General features: G+C 31.9%; 18 protein-coding genes and 1 tRNA gene. 6 read left to right on the top strand and 13 right to left on the bottom strand.

What is annotated here, in order from left to right; all coding sequences use genetic code 11:
- Positions 1 to 450: 450 nt before the first annotated feature.
- The 9 genes from IPK88_16840 to IPK88_16880 form a co-directional block, all read right to left on the bottom strand.
- Positions 451 to 1,056: a hypothetical protein gene (locus IPK88_16840; protein MBK8245096.1), complete on the bottom strand. Its 606-nt coding sequence runs from the start codon at positions 1,054 to 1,056 to the stop codon at positions 451 to 453.
- Complete coding sequence (locus tag IPK88_16845; GenBank protein ID MBK8245097.1) at positions 1,043 to 2,011, bottom strand: hypothetical protein; 969 nt, start codon at positions 2,009 to 2,011, stop codon at positions 1,043 to 1,045. The genes IPK88_16840 and IPK88_16845 overlap by 14 nt, the downstream gene beginning before the upstream one ends.
- Positions 1,983 to 3,653: a glycosyltransferase gene (locus tag IPK88_16850; GenBank protein MBK8245098.1), complete on the bottom strand. Its 1,671-nt coding sequence runs from the start codon at positions 3,651 to 3,653 to the stop codon at positions 1,983 to 1,985. Before IPK88_16850 ends, IPK88_16845 begins: the two co-directional genes overlap by 29 nt.
- 518 nt (positions 3,654 to 4,171) lie before the next feature.
- Positions 4,172 to 5,077 carry a hypothetical protein gene (locus IPK88_16855; protein MBK8245099.1) on the bottom strand — a complete coding sequence of 302 codons (906 nt, stop codon included), beginning with the start codon at positions 5,075 to 5,077 and terminating at the stop codon, positions 4,172 to 4,174.
- Positions 5,078 to 5,086: 9 nt separating this feature from the next.
- A complete protein-coding gene (locus tag IPK88_16860) occupies positions 5,087 to 5,965 on the bottom strand; it encodes a hypothetical protein (protein ID MBK8245100.1) in 879 nt (292 codons plus the stop codon).
- A 58-nt stretch (positions 5,966 to 6,023) separates the two neighbouring features.
- Entirely contained in the window at positions 6,024 to 6,251 is a 228-nt protein-coding gene (locus IPK88_16865) for a hypothetical protein (protein ID MBK8245101.1), read from the bottom strand.
- Complete coding sequence (locus IPK88_16870) at positions 6,251 to 6,520, bottom strand: helix-turn-helix domain-containing protein (protein ID MBK8245102.1); 270 nt, start codon at positions 6,518 to 6,520, stop codon at positions 6,251 to 6,253. The genes IPK88_16865 and IPK88_16870 overlap by 1 nt, the downstream gene beginning before the upstream one ends.
- Before the next feature lie 124 nt (positions 6,521 to 6,644).
- Positions 6,645 to 6,718, bottom strand: a tRNA-Arg gene (locus IPK88_16875).
- Positions 6,719 to 6,834: 116 nt separating this feature from the next.
- Complete coding sequence (locus IPK88_16880; protein MBK8245103.1) at positions 6,835 to 8,919, bottom strand: SprB repeat-containing protein; 2,085 nt, start codon at positions 8,917 to 8,919, stop codon at positions 6,835 to 6,837.
- Positions 8,920 to 8,991: 72 nt separating this feature from the next.
- On the opposite strand from IPK88_16880, the gene ung reads away from it, so the two are divergent.
- Together ung and IPK88_16890 are read left to right on the top strand one after the other, a co-directional pair.
- Entirely contained in the window at positions 8,992 to 9,663 is a 672-nt protein-coding gene (gene ung / locus IPK88_16885) for a uracil-DNA glycosylase (GenBank protein ID MBK8245104.1), read from the top strand.
- Between the two features lie 65 nt (positions 9,664 to 9,728).
- Positions 9,729 to 10,262, top strand: a complete 534-nt coding sequence (locus tag IPK88_16890; GenBank protein ID MBK8245105.1) for a hypothetical protein — start codon at positions 9,729 to 9,731, stop codon at positions 10,260 to 10,262.
- Positions 10,263 to 10,325: 63 nt separating this feature from the next.
- On the opposite strand, the gene IPK88_16895 is transcribed toward IPK88_16890, so the two are convergent.
- Entirely contained in the window at positions 10,326 to 11,876 is a 1,551-nt protein-coding gene (locus IPK88_16895; GenBank protein ID MBK8245106.1) for a DUF853 family protein, read from the bottom strand.
- Between the two features lie 202 nt (positions 11,877 to 12,078).
- On the opposite strand from IPK88_16895, the gene IPK88_16900 reads away from it, so the two are divergent.
- Positions 12,079 to 12,792, top strand: a complete 714-nt coding sequence (locus IPK88_16900) for a hypothetical protein (GenBank protein MBK8245107.1) — start codon at positions 12,079 to 12,081, stop codon at positions 12,790 to 12,792.
- Between the two features lie 225 nt (positions 12,793 to 13,017).
- Here the strand turns inward: IPK88_16900 and IPK88_16905 are convergent, their stop codons facing one another.
- Both IPK88_16905 and IPK88_16910 read right to left on the bottom strand, forming a co-directional pair.
- Positions 13,018 to 13,596 carry a phosphatase PAP2 family protein gene (locus tag IPK88_16905; GenBank protein MBK8245108.1) on the bottom strand — a complete coding sequence of 193 codons (579 nt, stop codon included), beginning with the start codon at positions 13,594 to 13,596 and terminating at the stop codon, positions 13,018 to 13,020.
- Positions 13,593 to 14,333, bottom strand: a complete 741-nt coding sequence (locus IPK88_16910) for a methyltransferase domain-containing protein (GenBank protein MBK8245109.1) — start codon at positions 14,331 to 14,333, stop codon at positions 13,593 to 13,595. Before IPK88_16910 ends, IPK88_16905 begins: the two co-directional genes overlap by 4 nt.
- Before the next feature lie 77 nt (positions 14,334 to 14,410).
- Here IPK88_16910 and glmM point away from each other — a divergent pair, with 77 nt between their 5' ends.
- The 3 genes from glmM (at position 14,411) to IPK88_16925 (ending at position 19,455) form a co-directional block, all read left to right on the top strand.
- Entirely contained in the window at positions 14,411 to 15,787 is a 1,377-nt protein-coding gene (glmM, locus tag IPK88_16915; protein ID MBK8245110.1) for a phosphoglucosamine mutase, read from the top strand.
- Between the two features lie 10 nt (positions 15,788 to 15,797).
- Positions 15,798 to 16,931: a cysteine desulfurase gene (locus IPK88_16920; GenBank protein MBK8245111.1), complete on the top strand. Its 1,134-nt coding sequence runs from the start codon at positions 15,798 to 15,800 to the stop codon at positions 16,929 to 16,931.
- Between the two features lie 292 nt (positions 16,932 to 17,223).
- Entirely contained in the window at positions 17,224 to 19,455 is a 2,232-nt protein-coding gene (locus IPK88_16925) for a VCBS repeat-containing protein (protein ID MBK8245112.1), read from the top strand.
- 186 nt (positions 19,456 to 19,641) lie between these two features.
- Here the strand turns inward: IPK88_16925 and IPK88_16930 are convergent, their stop codons facing one another.
- The gene (locus IPK88_16930) at positions 19,642 to 20,643 is read right to left on the bottom strand and encodes a hypothetical protein (protein MBK8245113.1); all 1,002 of its coding nucleotides are present in this window, start codon (positions 20,641 to 20,643) and stop codon (positions 19,642 to 19,644) included.
- Positions 20,644 to 20,891 lie beyond the last annotated feature (248 nt).

Genomic DNA, 20,891 nt, shown 5'->3' on the forward strand with positions numbered 1-20,891 from the left:
TCGACAAATTTGAATGCTCAATATCTTTGTTGTTGAAAACAGTTGGTTGACGTGTAAAAATTGTAGTGGCTCCAAGTGAAATAATTCCGTTAATTCTCACTTCAGGTTTAGATTTTTCTGTAAGATTAATGCAGATGACAAAGTGCTTTATTGTTCAATCATTTGGATTAGTTGTGAATAAAACTGGATTAACACATTGTCACCAAGATTTGTACTAAATTCATTTGTTCTTTATATCCTCTTTTTAATATCATATTTAATTAATGTGAATTCTTTAAATGACCCAGTTCCAGGCTCTACATTTATAACTTTTAAAGTTAACTTTATTCCATTTCTTAATTGAATTTTTTAAATATAGGAGATACAATTCAGTTGCCAGAGTAATGAAAAATTCTATAATATTAGATGAAATTCAGTTTTTAGTATGACATGATTTAAGAGAAACTAAAATCAGTTATCTAAATATATTTTTTGGTTATCTATAAAAAGAGATATTTTAGGATTGAGTTCATTATTACTTATTAATTTTTCTTTAACCATTGACACTAAAGATTTTGAGCGAATAGCATTATATTCATTTTCATTCCAACTATATAACCCAAATTTATTCAAAAGATTTTTTAAATATTCTTCAGTTTTCTGAATTGATTCATTATTGGATATTACTTTTTCAATTTCAAAAAAATCTCCTATTGGCGTATCCAATTTTAGGCAAAATTCACTTTCTAAATTTCTGAATATTATCCTTTTGCTAATGGAAATTAAACCTTCTTCATAACCTAAATAATATAACTGTTGTAAAAATGCTTTACTTTCTTCAATATTAATTTTAGTAATTAATTCTTCCTGATTTGAAATACTCTTTATGGTTTTTCTTTTAAGAATAAACTCAGCTGAATTGTTTATAATTTTAAATCTAAAGTCGTGATTATATTTAAAAAAAATAACTAATTCATTTGATTTAAAACTTGATTGATAGTGCGCCAAAAGTCGCTGAATCAAATCATTTTTGTTATTAGGGAGCTCACCTCTTAATTCAACTTCAATTTGCTTCATGGTATTTTATGCTAAATTTAAAAAATTTTATACTCATTCTTAAATATTTATGAAATTCACATTTATGAATAATATCAGTAAAGGCTAATTGAAATATTATTTCTCGAGCGATATGGAAAAATAATTTATCTTTAGAACAAATATTTTGTTTTAGTATATGATTTAATCCCAACTTAAATAAATAATTATTTTTAGTATTAAAGTATATAGATTTTAGAAATACAGCATAATCAGTTTCATTATCTAAATACAATGCCCATTCCCAGTCAATAATTCTAATTTCACTATTTTCTTTCAAAATGTTTTTAACATTTAGATCTTTGTGCGAAAAATGAAAATTATTTTGATTTAAGAAAATAATATTCCCAACAATATTATGTAAACTGTGAATTTCATTTCGTAAATCTTTATAGTCTTCAAATTTATTTTTACTAAGAGCATATGTGAATACATCCTCAATAAATTGAAAGTAGTCTTTATGTTTAATATATCCTTGATCAATTTTATTAATTACACCAAAATTTGGAGACATGTTTGTGTGCAAAAGGGAAATAATTTTAATGGTTTTATATATATCTACGATATTCAAATCAGTAAAATACTTTAGCGGAATTCCATTTAATGCTTCAGTAATTAAAAATGAAACCTTTTCTTTGGGGTTAATAGAATATATGCCTTTACAAACAATCTTAGGAACCTTAACACCTATAGTTTTAGCAAGATTCATTCCTAAAACTTCCGAATAATAATGATTCTCTGGAAATCTTGGATCTGCTATTTTTATATAATATGTAATATCGTTTTTAACGAACATTCTAACACAATTTATATGTGAACTTTCAATGTTTTTCAATTTTAAATTTCCTATAAAATCAAACTTATCATAAATAATTCTAGAAAATAATTTATCTGTAATTAAATTTAATTTATTTTTGTCGTAATTTTTCAAAAGCATATAAATAACCTTTTTGATGTATTATTTTATTATAAATATTAACTGTTTCATGTAATTCAGAAATTTTACGTTCTCTAACTTCATTAATTCGTTCACTTTCTGTCTCCATATGGAATACTCCTGTAGAAAGCAAAGGAACAATATAAATACCAATTGCAATAAGACAAGCTCCAAAAAGAGTATCTTCATAACCCCATTTTACACCAAATTGTTCCTCAAAGCCACCAATTTTAATAAAATGACTTTTATTTATACTTAAGTTATGGGTAACTACCATGCAAGGCAGATCATAAGGACCTAAAATTTTACCAAATCCAAATGATTTAAAGTTGTCCGTCGCCTCTAAACATCTAACTTCATTTTGCTCCATTACTGGATATAGACCAACCCAATCTCTTTTAGGAAATATAGAATATCTAAAATCTTTTTTGAAATCTGGTTTTCCAACAGCTGAGCTCAAATCAAATAAATTTATATTCTCTTTAAATGATACTAATGCAATGTTTTCTATAAATTGATGTCTGACAAGTGTTTCTTTAATAAAATTTATATCTAAGCAGATATCTGAATCAATAAATATAAGAACCTGATTTCTGGCTGCTTTTGCTCCGACATTTCTGGCAAATGATCTACCTTTATTTTTTGAATGTCTAAGAAATAAAACATCAACACCTTTATCTTCCAATCTTTTTTTAGATTCTTGTAAAACGAATTCATTGTCTAAACTTGGGGATCCATCATCTACAATAATTACTTCAATAGCCTTAAATTGCTTAGGAGTTAAGTCTTGTCTGCAAATCGAATTCAGACACTGAACTATTAATGGAATATTTTTATAAAGTGGTATTATAATACTTGCACTAATCGTGAAAGCATTTGAATAGTTGATAGGTTGTTCTGAAACTAATTCTTCATTAGTTATCTTTTTGAATATTCTTTCAAGATCAGAATAATCATTACTTTTTATTCTAACCAACCCCTGTATTGATTCCTCAAATAAAAATTTCGAACTACTACTAGAATATTCATATTTTATTAACAAATTTTTAATCTTAGAATTTAGAGAACCATTTTCATTAATTAAACTTTCCTTCTCCTTATTTTTCCAAGTTTTATTAATATATTCGTTGTATTCTTCATTGGTCCATGGAATGATATTTAATTTTTCTAAAACATAAATTAAAGCATCCAAATGAGGCTGATCATCTATGAGAGATTTTATTTGGAAAAAATCGCCAAACTCTGAATTAAGCCTTATTCGAAATATGCTTGTTTTGTCAGAAAATGTAAGTTTCTGTCCAATTGAGAATAAACCTTTTGAAAAATTTAATTTGTCCAGAATTCTTATAAAATTTTCTGCATCTCTAAGACTAATTGATGCTGAATATTCATCATTATCAAAGTTTATTTCTTGAAATTCATGTGGTTTATGCTTTCTGATAAGTTTAAGTGAATCATTAGTTAATCTTAATCGTACATCACCAATGTTCTCTTTAAAAAATATTACAAGTTCCTCCGAAATCTCTGGCAATCCATACAAGCTGGTAAGAATCTCAAAAAAATTTTTAAGATCAACTACTTGTTCAGGCAAATAACCCCAATAATCACCACGTTTATCAACATATTTAAGTGCATCAGACATACCTAAAATTTATTTATCTTTATTAGACGTATATATTTATTAAATAATTTCTATTCTATTATTATTTTTTAGTTGATGAATTTTACAAGTTTGATTTGAAAATTATTTATGAATTAGAGAATTAATATATAATTATTTTATTTCTTTCAGTCACTTGACCGAATAATGTTCTTCTTAAGAGTATTAATTATTGATGATTGAAGATCAAAATTATTAAGATCCCTCTCCTTTATAAAACCTATACTAAAACCATTTAGCTCAGATATGTTCCTGATTACCTTTATAATAAGTGATTGTTTATAAAGTTTAAACAAATTACCAGCATTAAACCCCTCAATTAACTTCTTTTCTTCAATTTTCATTATAATGTATTTTAGAATGTTTTGAGGATATTCATAGATCGATTCTAGCTCATAAAGGATAATTTTCTTTTTAGGTTGAGTATATTTGATTCTGCCTTTATCGCGTAATTTATGCATTTTACTTTTGACTTTGATGTTGAGCATTTACACACTAGACTATTTAATTGTAAACGTTTTTGATTTGCATTTTTCAACATTAATCTGTCCAGTCGAAAATCTATTATTAGCGTTCTCATAAGTGAAATCGTCTTGTGTAATCATCATTCTTTCAGCGCTATAATAAAATATACCGCTTTGAAGGCTATAAAAACATTGAGTTTCGCCTGAATTTAACGTAATCTGTGGGGCATTGTTCATGTCCCTTTCACTTAGCCCTGTTGTCGAAATTAAAACTGTATATTTCTTTGCTGTTTTATTTTCAAAACAAAAGTCTCCGTAATTCATTCTATAGCAATCTTTTGAAACAGTTTCAGGATTATTAATCCGTTCATTTGAATTAAGTGGTCTGTTGAAGCCACGATTTTCAAGATTTAGATTTTGGTTATTATCCAATGAGTTAATATTAATACCCAAAATTGAGCCAGCATCCTCATTTAAAGGTAAATCTTTCATTGTAGCTGCTATAACGAAGCCAGAATTAGCATCAAGAGCTTTTACTGTAAGCTTTAATGTGTTGCTTAATACGGTGTAGTTCCCAATTATAATTGCATCAACGGCAAGTAATTTACCTAATTCTTTGGCTCTGTCTACATCAATATAACCTTCTGCAATCAATTTATTAGCATCAACAATGCTGTTTAAATTCTCTCTATCAAAAACTTGGAAATTTTCGACATTGTTTACGATCCCGATTGAAAGAATGTCCGCAATATATTTACCCGCAATTGTATTAGCTTTGTTTATGTCAGTAACATATAAAACAACTACTCGCTTCTTTTCTTTTGAAGCTAGTTTGGTTGCCAAATCGATACTTGTTTCATTTAATGCATTATCAAATTTGTTTTGGGCAAAACTTGGCAACGCAAGTGAAATAAAAATTAAGAATATTAATAATTTTGACATATTTTATTATTAAATTATTGAATAATCACTATTGTATATATTTAGCAATTTAAAAAGTGCCTTCTCATACGCTTGATCGGAAGTAACACCATTTCCAATTACTGTTGGCACTTGAAAATTTCGATAAATGGAGTTATTCGATGTATCAATAATTGTTACATTCATAGAAATATTGCAAATTAAGGTTGAACTATTTAATTGACCTGGTTGGTATATTGAATGCAAACTTCCAATTACTATATAATTTGTATACCGCGAAAGATTAAATTTATCAAGCACCTTATAATTACCTCCTATCAAATCCGAAAAATCAGGAATTGCAAAGAACGAACTATTGAATAACCTTGTATAAACGGTATAACTTTTAGTCTTATAGAGATTCTCAATTTGTTCTGATGGTGATAATAAAAACTTGTTAGTATCGTCAACAATGATCACAGCTATCGATGCTTTAGCCCTATTGCCATTTACATATTTTTCATAATTCTCGACAGGTCCAATACTATTGTTGTTTGCCTGAATGTTTTTATTGTATTGATGAATAACAGGACTTTTCTCGAGATTTGTTGTAAATTCTTTTTTAGAAAAATTTTGTTTTGAGCTTTCATTTATTGGTTTAGAATTATTATTATCAACTTGCCTCCTAATCAAAGAACCAGTATCGACCATGGTCTTAATATCAATAAAATTATTAACTATACCATCAAATTGGTTATAATTAATCGTACTTGCGTCATCTGAAACACGTGGATGCAATTTAAGAAGATATAAAATTATTGTTGCGACAACTGATCCAACAATAGTAATAGAAGTTTTAGAAATAAAACTCTTTATTGGAGATTTTATATTTCTTTTATCTTCATTTGGGCTATTATATTCCTTATTCATTTTTTATTAAAAGTTAATATCAAATTTAACTTAAGTTAATAACTCAATAATTGTTATACTATAAACTTCTTTCATCCCTATTAGTTATTCTTAATTGCTTTAAATCTTTTAACTTTTCTGAATCAAAGTCCAATTTATATTCCTTCTGCCCATAAGTCATTCCAGAAATATAGGAATTAACATGGTTAATGTTTTTTAGAATTGAATTTAGCAAGTCGAGTTCATATTTTGTAAGGAGATAACCACTATTAAATCCAGCAATAAATTGTTTTTCATTAATTTCCATCAGAAAGTATCTTTTGAATGTTTTTCCAAATATACATCGATTGAATCGGTATCATAGAGAATTATTTTCTTTTCAGGTTGAGAGAATCGAATCTTTCCTTCATCTCTTAATTTTTGAAGAGTTGTCTTGCTTTTAATCCGAAGCTTTGACATGGCTTCCTCATCAGAAATCCATTTATCTCCTTTGATACTTTCCTTTTCTTTTATTCGAGCAATGACTGTCTCAATAAGAGCGTAAAAAGCTTCATCAGACAAACAAATGACTTCCATGAAGCCAAAATTAATAAATTTTATTAGAGTGGAAATAAATAATATTTCCTAAGTTTTGCTTGCAAATGGCTTGCAAATAAAAAAGGAGCCATGAAAATGAATTCATAACTCCTTGATATTCAAGTGATCCCGACAGGATTCGAACCTGTGACCCTCTGCTTAGAAGGCAGATGCTCTATCCAGCTGAGCTACGAGACCATTTTTTGTTATTTCGATATTGAGGATAAATACGTCCTATTTAACTGAGAATAATCAGATAACTAGTGCCTAATCTCAAAATCGAGGCGCAAAGATAACTTTTTTAGTGAATTCTATCAATAATTCATAAGTTTATGCACGTTGGTTTTACCAGAATGATTCGTAATTCGCAATAAAAGGATCTGCGCTGGGTATTGATCTCTATTCAGAATACATTTTGTTTGATTTGGTCTAACCTTATATAAGCTTATTCCATCAGCATTCATGACTTCTATCTGGTCAATATTTTCCTTACTTTCGACATAGATGTGCTTTTGATCTGTATTCACGATAGTTTCAGTTGAATATATATCCGAAGTAGCTACTGTCGAACCTAATTTGAATTCGAATTGCTGTACACAAGAACGACTATCCGTAACCGTGACACGGTACACGGCAGATTTAAGATTGATGATTTGATTAGAAACCTTGCCATTACTCCACACATAAGTGTAAGGTGGAAATCCGCCCTTAGGAACCAATCTAATACTACCTACCCCATTACCATTGTCTAATATCAAAACCGTATCTTGAATGTCTATAGGATCTCCAAAGAGTATATTCACATTAATAATACTGTCACATCCATTTACATTAGCATTTTTTAAGTCAATATGGCCAATAGGCTTGTTTCTATCAAAAATCTGTCCTTCAATCGTAATGGTGCCTTCGTTACACAAAGTATCCCGAAACTCAAACGTACTGAATAGATTGAAATTTACAAATATATTAACTATGGAATCACATCCCCTGAAAGAACCAGCTATCAAAGTATCGCTTCCATTTTGAAAACCGCTGTAGTATTTTTTACCACGAATGGTTAAGGTGTCTCCCAAACAAGCATTCGCTGTATAATCAGTTACCAAAGGGCTGCAATCGTATATTTTCATGGTCCAGAAATCTGGTGCATTAACATTTGTAGTCGGCAAATCATTCGTTACACTAAAGCTAGTAGCCATAAAGTAAATACTACCATCTGCATCTAAACATAATGAAGATGCCGTTTCAGCTCCTTTACCACCATAGTTTTGTTGCCATAATATATTACCACTCAGGTCCAATTTCATGATCACAACATCATTTGCCCCGTAATTGGCATTATAATCACCATCAGATGAACCAGAAGTACTCATCAAGATAATTTCATTTTTTGAATTGAGCCTGGCTTTAACCGCAACATCATCTTTAGTTCCTCCAATGATTCGTTTTGATAGTATTTTTCCATCTGGTTTTATATTCAACATTAATATGTCTTTACCACCTTTGATGGTATCAATGTCTCCACCTTTAGTATTTACATTTAAGAAAAGGATAGCACTTCCGTCAGGCAGAGCAACCATATCTCCAAAAAGATCGTCACCTGGCCCTCCGTACATGGCTGTAAAAACCTGATTGGTATTGCGATTGAATTTAAACAAAAAGATATCGCGCATTCCTTTATTCGTTAATCCAATAAAATCACCTTCATTAGATGAAAGCGATTCACCTCCTACAAAAAAATTAGCTCCATCTGCTCTTAAAATTCTCCTTGCAAATTCGTCCTTGCTACCGCCTAAATTTCGGATTTTATTAATTGCACCTGCTTCATCTACTGTACCAACTAAAACATCAAATCCTCCTTTATTTGCAGGAATGTCTTTGTCCAATGACTTTGTAGCTCCTGCAAAAATGACCTTACCAGTCTCTAAGTAAAAAATATCATTCACCTGATCATTATTCGAGCCTCCGATATTCTTTTCCCAATTTTTAGTATTCGTTTTGGAATTGTAATTTACTAACCAAACATCTGTAAAGCCATTTATATTAGTAACATCTCCTCCTTTACCACTAATGGTCGCTGCACACATTTGGGAACCATTAGGAATGGTTACAAATGAAGTAAAAAATTCATCCGATGGTGAACCGTAAGTTTTGATATGTTTTAAAGTACCGTCTTGTCTAATAACTGCAATAGCTGCATCATTAAGCCCTTTATTGACTAAAGCTGCTGAATTCGATTTTCCAACACATATCAATAAACTATCTTCGAATATTCCAATATTGTTACTGTATTCTGCCTGAGGGGCTCCAAAAATTTTGTTCCAAATGGTAACAGGCTGGGCTGTCAGGAATTCAAGACTCAATAAGGAACATAATACGACTAATATCTTTTTATTATACATGGTTTAACTGTTTTAAACATTGAAATTACGATAATTGTATGAATTTTTCAAAATATTGTGCAAAAATAAGAAATGAAACCACACATTGACCCTAAATGGAATTTATTCTTGGCCCATGAATTCGAAAAAGATTATTATAAAAGACTCTTAATACAATTAGAAGTTGACCGACAAAAAGGCTTGGAGGTTTATCCCCCATCAGAATTGATGTTTAATGCTTTCAATTTGTGTCCATTCGATAAGCTTAAAGTTGTAATCCTTGGTCAAGACCCCTATCATCAACCAGGTCAGGCCATGGGCCTAGCTTTTTCAGTCCCCATTGGTCAAAAAATTCCACCGTCGCTAAGAAATATTTATAAAGAACTTAACCGGGACTTACACATCCCTATTCCAAGTCATGGTGACCTAAGCACTTGGGCCAAACAGGGTGTCCTGTTACTAAATACCAGTTTGAGTGTTTTGAAAAACCAACCCAATTCACATCAAAACATTGGCTGGAAGGACTTTACAAATCATGTCATTACCCTACTCAATGACCAAAAGTCTAACATAGTATTTCTTTTATGGGGAAACCATGCCCGATCTAAGAGAGACTTAATTGACCCTCAAAAACACGCTATTTTAGAGAGTCCTCATCCTTCCCCATTGGCACGGGGTGGTTTTTATGGAAATAATCACTTTTCAGCTACTAATATTTATCTCGAGAGCAAGAAAATTGCTCCAATCGATTGGAAAATCATATAGAAAAAGTTTGAATATCATTTTTTTATCTATTTTTGGCTTTTAATTCACTCAATAAACTAACGTATATGAAATTTAAAATTCTTACATCCCTGTTGCTCGTAGTATTATTAAATACGACTTCATTTGCTCAGAATTTCGAAAAAGGTGACAAAGCATTGGGCTTTGGAATCGGTTTCGGAACTAATTATTATGGATCACAGGCAATTCCACCTGTTTCTGTATCTTTTGATCTTGGAATTCATGAAAAAATTTCAGTAGGTGCCATTTTTGGCTTTGGAACAAACACATACAGTTATTCTTCCCTTTATAAATGGAGATATACCCATATTTTATTTGGTGCAAGAGGTAATTATCACTGGGGTAAACACATTAGTGCGCTTCCTGAAAAACTTGACTTATATGCAGGAGCATTTTTAGGATTCGATGTGGTAAAAGTGGATTATGACGGTTACACTGGAATTGATGGAGAAGACTATGGTGGCTTAATACTTGGTGGACAAGTTGGAGCAAGATGGTATTTCAGCGACAAATTCGCAGCTTTCGTAGAAGGTGGTGTTGGATTGTCTGCTGCTAGACTTGGGGTAACTTTAAGATTGTAATACTCATTTAGAAATTGATATTTAAAAAGGCTAATCAAATGATTAGCCTTTTTTTGTTTTATCTTAGAACCAACCCGTTTTTTTCCTTCTCGGCGTTGAGGTTTTAATACCGAACATACCCAATAATCCCCTAGTAAGTTCACGTGCCACTGTGCGTCCAACTTGTCTGGTCACACTGCTGTTCATCATTTTTTCGATCGTACTTTTTTCTTGTCGTCTTGAACTGGTGTCTGATCGGGTTTCAATCTGTTCTTCATCTTGTATGGCTTCTTCGATTTTTTTGGTTAAAATTTCGGCAGCACTATCCCTGTTTATTTCTTCATTATAATATTCATAAATTTCAGAAGCTTTGGTAATTTTCGCCATCTCTCCTTCCTTCAAAACATCCATTCGAGATGCCGGTGCACACATCATAACTTGAACTAATGCTGTAGGAATACCTTTTTCATTCAAGGCTGTGACAAAGGCCTCTCCAATTCCTAATTCCGTCAATAATTGGCTGGTATTATAAAAATTCGATTCAGGATAATTCTCTGATGCAGATTTAATGGCTTTTCGGTCATTTGCAGTGAAAGCTCTTAAAGCATGCTGAACTTTCATTCCTAATTGCCCTAAAATACTTTCAGGTATATCTCCTGGATTCTGAGTCACAAAAATCAAGCCTACACCTTTGGACCGAATTAATTTGATAATCGTTTCTAATTGGTTAACTAAAGCAGATGTAGCTTCTTCAAACAATAAGTGTGCTTCATCAATAAAAAACACCAGTTTTGGCTTTTCAATATCACCTGCTTCAGGAAATTTGGAATAAATCTCAGCCAACATTTGAAGCATAAATGTTGAAAAAAACTTGGGTTTGTCTTGAATATCACTTGCTCTTAAAATACTGATTACGCCTTGCCCCTGCCGATTGATCCTACACAAATCTTCTACTTCAAAGCTTCGTTCTCCAAAAAAACGATCTGCTCCCTGTTGTTCCAATTCAATCACCTTCCTCAATATGGTTCCAACTGATGCAGAAGAAACTGTCCCAAACTCTTTTTCTATGGCTTCCTTACCTTCATTGGTTACATATAATAGAACTTTCTTGAAATCTTCAAGATCCAACAACAATAAGCCATTATCATCAGCGAATTTAAATACCAGAGATACTACCCCTTCCTGGGTATCATTCAAACCCAAAATTTTAGCTAAAAGCACTGGTCCAAATTCAGAAATGGTAGCTCTGAGCCGAACTCCCGGTTGATCCGAAATGGATAATAGCTCCACAAAATTATCTTGCGGATTCCAAGGAATATCCAATGCAGCATGTCGGTCAGAGATTTTACTATTCACTGTGCCGGCTTCAGCAATACCACTCAAATCGCCTTTAATATCCAATAGTACACTTGGGATACCTTGTTTTGATAATTGTTCCGCAATAAGTTGCAGCGATTTTGTTTTTCCGGTACCTGTAGCTCCTGCTATAAGCCCGTGTCTATTCATCATTCGCAAAGGCAATTTGATAATAGTCTCTTTAACAACTTGCCCCTCATACATACCGCACCCAAGAATTATGGAAGATCCTTGAAATGTATATGCTTTGGAGATTTGTTCAATAAATGCTTCTTTCATGTATAGTTAGTATGCGCAAATTTAATTCAATTAATACGTTAAATCAAACTAGATTGTATGTTAAAAAGTTCTATATTGAGTCCTTAAAATTAAATCATTGCAATTCCGGTATCTACTCTTTTTTATTCTAGTATTTTATGTGCTAGAAACCCAAGCACAACATAGTGTTTTTGTCAATTCTCAAAATTCCAGATCAAGGGGGATGTCCCAAACAGGTATTACTAGTGTCAATCCGTATGGATTTAATAACAACCCTGCCCATCTTGCATTACTCCATAAAAAAGGCACAGATCTCCAATACAGATCTTACTTTTTAGTGGACCAGCTTCACTATGGTTCAATTTCAGCTTATTATAAAACCTCGCAAAAAGATGGATTCGGTGCCAGTATACTCTATGACGGATCAACAGATTTAAATGATTTATTAATTGGATTTTCTTATGGTAGAAAATTGTCAGGCTCTTCAATAGTTGGGCTTGGATTACATTATTTGAACCAACATCTTCCGGAACATGGAAACTCCTGGACCATCATTCCTGAAATAGGCATCCAATCTGTATTGTTTTCAAAATTGATCGTAGCTACAGTTATCAAAAATCCGATTCCCATTCAATCGCCAAAATTGAAATCATTCCCAAGTGTATTTAAGTTAGGATTTAATTACGAAATATCCCCGCAACTCAATGTTTTAACAGAAGTGCATAAAATAAATCAATTACCCATCACAGGTCATTTTGGCTTAGAATACCGACCTATTCATGATCTATTTATACGGGCAGGGTTTATGAATAATGGACAATATAGCTTTGGCTTAGGTTATATTTTGAGAAGTAAAATTAATCTGGATGCTTCCATGGAAGTGCATCCAGTATTGGGTATTTCACCTGGAATAGGAATACATTTTAATAGCTTGTAAAAACCGTCATGAAACATTAATCAATAATGCATCGGTTTTTAAATCATTCTAAAGTAAAATATTCATCTGATAAAATTGGAATCAACACTTATAATTCAAATCTCCTCGACCAATTGATAATTTCAGAAAGAAACTATGAATAATTCAGAATAAGCGTATTTTCAAAATAAATATTGGCTTATAACATCAAAAATTAATACTCTAAAAAGTATCAAAATTTATTGATTAATCCACCAGTGATTTTTCATTACCCAATTTACTTTTAAACAGGAGATATACCATTATACCAATTACCAATCCTATGGTAAATCCAACCATCACATCAAATGGAAAATGCACCCCAACATAGACTTGAGCAAAACCTATAATCAACGCCCATAAAGGCAAAACCCATCTCACTCGTCTCATACTATCTGCAAAACCTAAAGTAAATAAAATAGCTATGGCCATATGATTCGAAGCATGTGAAGAAGGCATACTAAATCCACTACCACAACCGATGGGCTGATTAAAATGTTCTTTGAAATAAATTTCATTACATGGTCGAATCCTTTTAAATGATTTTTTTAAAACGGTACTACATAACTGATCACTAATTACAATGGTTAAAACAAATGCAAAAATCCAGTACCAAAAATTGGCTCTATAATGAAAAAAAATCCATGTAAAAAAAAATATATACAACGGAAACCAAAAATATTTATCCCGAAATAAAGCAATAACAGGATCTAGCGTTTCATTTCTGAGATTTAATTGAATCCATTCAAATAACGAATGATCCAAATAATTTAAATATTGGATCATAGGTCAATGATATCTTTTTTAAATATACAAATCATGCGTTCCGATTTCAATGCATCATATGGCTCTAATTGATGATTCCCAAATACTTGGGTCAATTTAAGTCGACATGGCGCAAATAATAACTCAATTTCAGCAAGTGAATACAAGCGAACACTCTCTTCAAACATTTGACAAGAATCATGATCACAAACAGCTATTTGTTTAATTACTCTTTTGTTTACAAGTTTTTTTGTAATATCAAAATGAATATTCTGTTTGGTTATATGCTCTTCATGAATCAAACCATCTACAACATAATGTGAATTCAAATAATCCAAAACAAAAATACCTCCATTTTTAACATTTAAAGCCATACTCAATGCAGCTTTTTGGTCATCATTGGGGGACTCAAAATATCCAAAACTTGTAAATAAATTAAAAACTACATCATAGTAATTAATTCTAAACAAATGACGCATATCATGTTGATAAAAATTCAAATGTTCATTTTGATATACTAGTGCTTTTTCAATTCGATTCAGAGAAAGATCTATACCCGTAACATCGAATCTGTATTCAGCTAAAGCCAGAGCGTGCCTTCCTGTACCACAACCAATATCTAATACAAAAGCCTGTTGATCAAGGTTCAAATACCTCAATAAATATTGTATAAATTCCTCTGCTTCAAGTTCATCTCGATCATCGTATAATATATCATAATACGTAGTATCGAACCATGTTTTAAACCATTCACCCATATTCTGATAATAATCCTATTTGATTAAAGATTAAATGGCGAAATTAATATATTTGTGCGGTTAATCAGGCATTCGACATGAGTTTAATTGTTTCTGTTTCAGGCGTTAGGGGCACTATTGGTGGGGTAAGTGGAGACAATTTGACACCGCCTGATATAGTTAAGTTCAGTTCAGCATACAGCCAATGGATTAAAAATCAATACCCTCAGCCAACAGTCGTCATAGGAAGGGATGCTCGAATATCCGGACAATTGGTTTCCAAATTGGTTAGTTCCTGTTTGCAAAGTATGGGTGTCCATGTGATCGATTTAGATTTATCAACTACCCCAACGGTAGAAATGGCTGTGGTGCATCTCCGCGCTCAAGGAGGCATTATCTTAACCGCAAGCCACAACCCAAAACAATGGAATGCCTTAAAACTGCTTAACCAAAAAGGAGAGTTTTTATCAGCTGCTGATGGCGAACAGTTGTTGCACATCATTCAACAAGATCAAATAGACTATGCTTCTGTTGACTCTCTGGGCCAATTAAGCCATTACGAAAATGCTATTCAGGATCATGTAACTGCCATTTTAAAACTTCCCTTTCTACCAATTCAATCCATAAAATCAAGATCTTTTCATATAGTGGCCGATTGTATCAATTCTAGTGGCGCTATTGCATTACCCATACTTTTTGAAGCTCTGGGTTGTACCTATGAATTAATCAATGAAATACCTGATGGAAACTTCAATCATAATCCTGAACCTTTGCCAGAACATTTACAAGACCTACTATCAGCATGTGCTAACAGTTCAGCTATTGGAATTGCAGTTGACCCGGATGTAGACAGACTTGCATTGGTTGACGAAAAAGGTCAATATTTTGGAGAGGAGTATACTTTAGTAACCGTTGCTGATTACATGCTTGATTTAAAAGCAGGCAATACGGTTTCTAATCTTTCATCTTCAAGAGCATTACGAGATTTGACCCTTATGAAAGGAGGTCAATATTTTGCATCAGCAGTTGGAGAAGCACATGTAGTTCAAAAAATGAAAGAAGTACATGCCATTATTGGCGGAGAAGGAAATGGTGGTGTAATCCTTCCAGATTTACATTATGGCAGGGACTCACTTGTTGGCATTGCATTAGTTCTGGCTAATTGTGTTACGAAAAATAAAACATTATCTGAACTCAAATCTGGCTATCCTAAATATGCTATGATAAAAGATAAGATCCAATTAAAACAAGACACGCCATATGATGAAGTTTTGCAATTATTGAAATCGAATTACAAAAATGAAGAACTAAATACCATCGATGGATTGAAAATAGATTTTGATCATGCATGGATCCATTTAAGAAAATCCAATACAGAACCGATAATTAGAATATATTGTGAAGCTAAGTCCATTTCGGAGGCTGAAAAATTAACAAACCAACTCAAACATCACATTCATCATTTGATCCAATAAAATATTCATTGTGTCTCAAAGAATTTATTTTGACAATGCAGCTACAACTCCTTTACTTCCCGAAGTCATACAAACCATTCATGAAATAGCAGGAACCATCTATGGCAACCCATCTTCTATACATCGTGAAGGGGTGACAGCAAAAAATTTAATTGAAGAAAGCAGAAGAATACTAAGTAACTATTTACATACTTCTCCAGCGCAAGTATTTTTTACATCATGTGGAACAGAATCCAACAACATGATTATAAAATCTGCGATTAAGGATCACCACGTTAAAACAATCATTAGTTCACCCATTGAGCATTCATGTGTTTTAAATGCTATAAACCAATACGCCACTGAAAATAACGTCCAAGTCATTTATTTAAAACCCAATGGTCATGGCCTAATTGATATCCAAGAACTTGAGCGCCAATTGGATCAATGTCAACATCCGGTACTGGTGAGTTTAATGCATACAAATAATGAACTTGGATCTACTATATCATTAGAAGAAATCAGCACCATATGTAAATCTAAAAATGCCTTGTTCCATTCAGATACTGTTCAAAGTATTGGATTGTATGACCTTGATGTAGAAACCCTACAAATTGATTTTATTTCAGGATCTGCGCATAAATTTTTTGGACCCAAGGGAATAGGATTTGTCTATATTAAAAATCCGGTCGCTACCAAGCCTTTACTCTATGGAGGAAGTCAAGAAAGAAATTTGCGGGCAGGCACAGAAAACATTATTGGAATTGCTGCCTTAGCAAAAGCACTTGAATTAAGTATAATCGAAAGAGATCAGCGCTTTAATCATTTAATGCAATTAAATCAATATTTCAGAACATCATTATTAGCTTCCAATTTAAATATTTCTTTCAATACACATGAGCATCAATTCAATCCAAAAATACTTAATGTCTATTTTGAAAATCAACCCGGTTTAGAACTTATTTTAATGAATCTTGACATCCATGGCATTGCGGTATCCGCAGGATCTGCATGCTCTTCAGGCACTGAAAAATCTTCACATGTTATAGAATACATTCGACCAGGAAGTTTAGGAAAATCCGTTCGTTTTTCTTTTTCTCACTTGAATACAATTGCTGAAATTGATATTTGCATTGATATTTTAAAAAAACTATTCATTAAATAAATAGTTAGACAAATATAAATTTCAAGGCAAATCAATGTTTATTTGGATCCTTCCCTAATCTTAATTCGTCAAGTAATTAGTCCTTTTCATCAGTTTATTCAACTCCTTCAAATACTTTAAATAAATAACTGCATACTTGAATATACTTTTGCAATGCCATTATTTACAATTAACAATTTTCACTTAATTTTTATTTAAAGACTTGCACTTATAAGTCTGTTGGATAATTTCGAATACTGATAAATTCGAAATAAGTGATACTTATTTTATTAAATAAAATAAAACAATCAGTATGTTAATTGATTATAAAATATGTTTATTCTGTATCACTATCTTCTTGATCGGTGGATCATGTGCTGATAATAAAGCAATTAATGACAAAATGATTGCACATTTGACAGAAACAAGTAAAAGAATATACAGTAAAGACAATAACTTTTGTCCTGAAGCTGAATATGAATATTATAATCAATTAGCTAATGATCCATCGAATCCAGCAAGACAACTTCAATCTATTTTTATTCTTGGATACATTTTGATGAAGTTAGGAAAAGATGAACAAGCATGTGCGGTCTTTGAAAATGTTTACCGACAAATACCAGATTTAAATGCACCAGGCATAGAAGCTTTCTACAAGAATTATGCACTCTCCTATTTAAGATTAGGTGAAAGAAAAAATTGCATCACTAATCATTCTACTGAATCATGTATTGTTCCGATTCAAGGCAATGGCATTCATTTGGATAAACAAGGATCAAAAAAAGCAATTGAAATATACGCAACATTACTAAAGAGGAATCCAAAAGATTATGAATCCATGTGGTTAATGAACTTAGCCTATATGACCATTGGAGAATACCCATTTGGAGTGCCCAAAGAATGGTTGGTTCCAGGTCTTGATAAAGACAATTCGGGTTATAGTATTAATCCATTTGATGATGTAGCTCAAAACTTGGGTATTTCACTTCGAGATATGGCGGGCGGAGAAATTATAGATGATTTTAATAATGATGGATATCTAGATATTATAACTTCAGATTGGAATATTCACCGCAAAATGCATTATTTTCAAAATGATACCCAAGGGGGCTTTATAGATCTTTCTGAAAAATCAGATTTAGCTAGATTCTCCGGGGGACTAAATCTAATACAAACAGATTATAACAATGATGGTTACTTAGATATATTTGTTCTTAGAGGAGGCTGGATGGGACCGTTTGGTCGACAAATCAATTCATTAATACGCAATAATGGTGATGATACATTTACCGATGTAACTTTTGAAAGTGGAATAACTTCAGAATATCCCACCCAAACAGGAGTTTGGCGAGACTTCAATAAAGATGGGTGGTTGGATTTATATATAGGAAATGAATCAACAAATGAGACTGGCCAAATCCCAAGTGAATTATATCTAAACAATCAAGATGGTACTTTTAAAGAAGTTGGTTTCATATCTGGAAGCAGAATTAGTGCGATGGTAAAAGGTGTAAGTTCAGCAGATTACAATAATGATGGCAGGGAAGATATTTTTATTTCTACCTGCGGAGGTGCGAAGATCCTATTACAAAATATTGCCACCAAAAATGGAATTCCAATGTTCATTAAATCAACAGCTACTGCCGGCTTGGAAGATAATTTCAAAAAAACTTTTCCAACTTGGTTTTGGGATTATAATAATGATGGCTGGGAGGATTTGTTTGTATGTGGTTATGATTTTGGCGAAAGTGTTGGACATTCAGCTGCTACTGAATCTTTGCATATTCCAAATCAAGCCAGTGTCATGTATTTATATAAAAACAATAAAGACGGCACTTTTACAAATGAGAGTAAAGCAGCAAATCTGAATAAATCTGTATTTGCAATGGGTGCAAATTTTGGAGATATAGATAATGATGGTTATTTAGATATGTATTTAGGTACTGGAAATCCAGATTATGGAGCATTGACTCCAAATCGGCTTTTTAGAAATATGGGTAATGGTACATTCGCAGATGTAACAGTTGCAGGTCGCGTAGGAAATTTACAAAAAGGACATGCAGTAGCATTATCCGATTTAGACAACGACGGCGACCAAGATATTTTTATTAAAATGGGAGGAGCCTATATTGGTGATGTATTTAATACTTCTCTTTACCTCAATCCAGGACAAAACAACAATCATTGGATTAATATACAATTGATCGGTACAGAGACCAATCGAGCAGCTATCGGGTCTAGACTTAAATTTAGTTTTAGAGATGAGGGCGTTGTAAGAAATATTTATTCCACAGTAAATTCTGGTGGAAGTTTTGGTTCCACTTCATTGCGAAGAGAAATAGGTTTAGGTCAGGCAGAAATCATCGACGAATTAGAAATAACTTGGCAAAAAACGGGCAAAAAACAAATATTTAAAAATATAAAACCAAATCAATTTCTCATCATTACTGAAGGAAATAATGAAATTAAAACAAAACATTTAAAAAGTTTTGATTTCAAAAAAGCAAATTTAAAAGGCCAAATGTGCAAACCAAAACCAGCTTAAGTATTGCACTATACTTTTATTGAAAGAAAGAATCAGATATATCTACTTTGTCTAAAATAAATGATTTATTTTTACTCACAGAAATTGGAAAAAACGAACATTAATTATTCAATATCATTTTATTAGTATGTTAATAAAAAAATGCTACACAATGTATAGCATTTTTTATAATAGCAATAAATTGAATTATTCTTGCGGCAATGCTTTAACATGGGCTTTAACTTTTACACCATTGACCATAAATGCATCGTCCATTGCGATTCCCTTCACATCATACATTTGACCAGAAGGCGAAATAGCTTTTATACCAAAAAATGAACCATCCGCATTGATTGCTTTTATACTGATCAAATTTCCGGCTTGTGATACACCTTTCACATCTAGTAATTTTTTATCAGGAGATATGGCTTTTATATCATAAATTTTTCCATCAGTACCAATAGCTTTCACAGGAGCATATTTGTCTGAGCTCACCAATACTTTAACTGGAAATTTTTTATTTCCAACAAAAGCTTTGATATCCATTACATGCATATTACCATTCTCTTCTAGGGATTTTACATCATAAATTTTTCCCGCTTCATCTATAGCTTTGATATCCCATAATTGCCCATCAGGATGCACTGCTTTTATATGCCAAATAAAATCATCACTTTGACCTGGAGCTTGCGGAAGGGCTTTAATATTTGCCTTGATTTCTACACCATGAAGCACCGATTCTACGTCATTACTAGAAAATTTAATACCCTTTACATCATGAAGTATACCATCTTTTGAGATTGCTTTAATACCATAAAAGTCACCATCAGGACTTACTGCTTTAATGTTTACAATACTACCATTAGAACTCACACCTTTTACATCCAAATGAATATTATCCTTTGTAATCGCTTTGATATCAAAGATCTCACCATTATCACCAATAGCTTTAACTGGAGCGAATACATCAGTACTTACTAGTACTTTGATGGCCATTTTTTTTCCATCTTTGATCGCTTTAACATCCATGAACTGCGAGCTATTATCCATTTCAAAGGCTTTGACATCATAAATTTTGCCAGCCTTATCTAAAGCTTTCACATCAATAAATCGACCGTGTGGGTCAATCGCCTTGATATTCCATACATCTTGTGATATTACATTTTCCGCAATAAAGGAAACAAACATTAAAAAAGTTAACCATTTCATAATTGAGAATTTAGTATATATTTATAAATTAAAAATCAAACCCAAATAAGATGAATCATTTAATCGTTCAATAATAATGCCACAAATTTCTTTAGCTGTAAAATAATCACATCATTAAATGTCAATTAAAATAATTTACTCACTAACAAGTAATAGCTTACTGACATTTGCAAAATTAAACACAAGCTAAAAGACAAAATTTATAATAGGTCAATCCCAATTCATTTTCAATAAAAAAATACTATATT

Origin of the sequence: Candidatus Defluviibacterium haderslevense (assembly GCA_016712225.1) — a bacterium.
GTDB classification, from domain to species: domain Bacteria; phylum Bacteroidota; class Bacteroidia; order Chitinophagales; family Saprospiraceae; genus Vicinibacter; species Vicinibacter haderslevensis.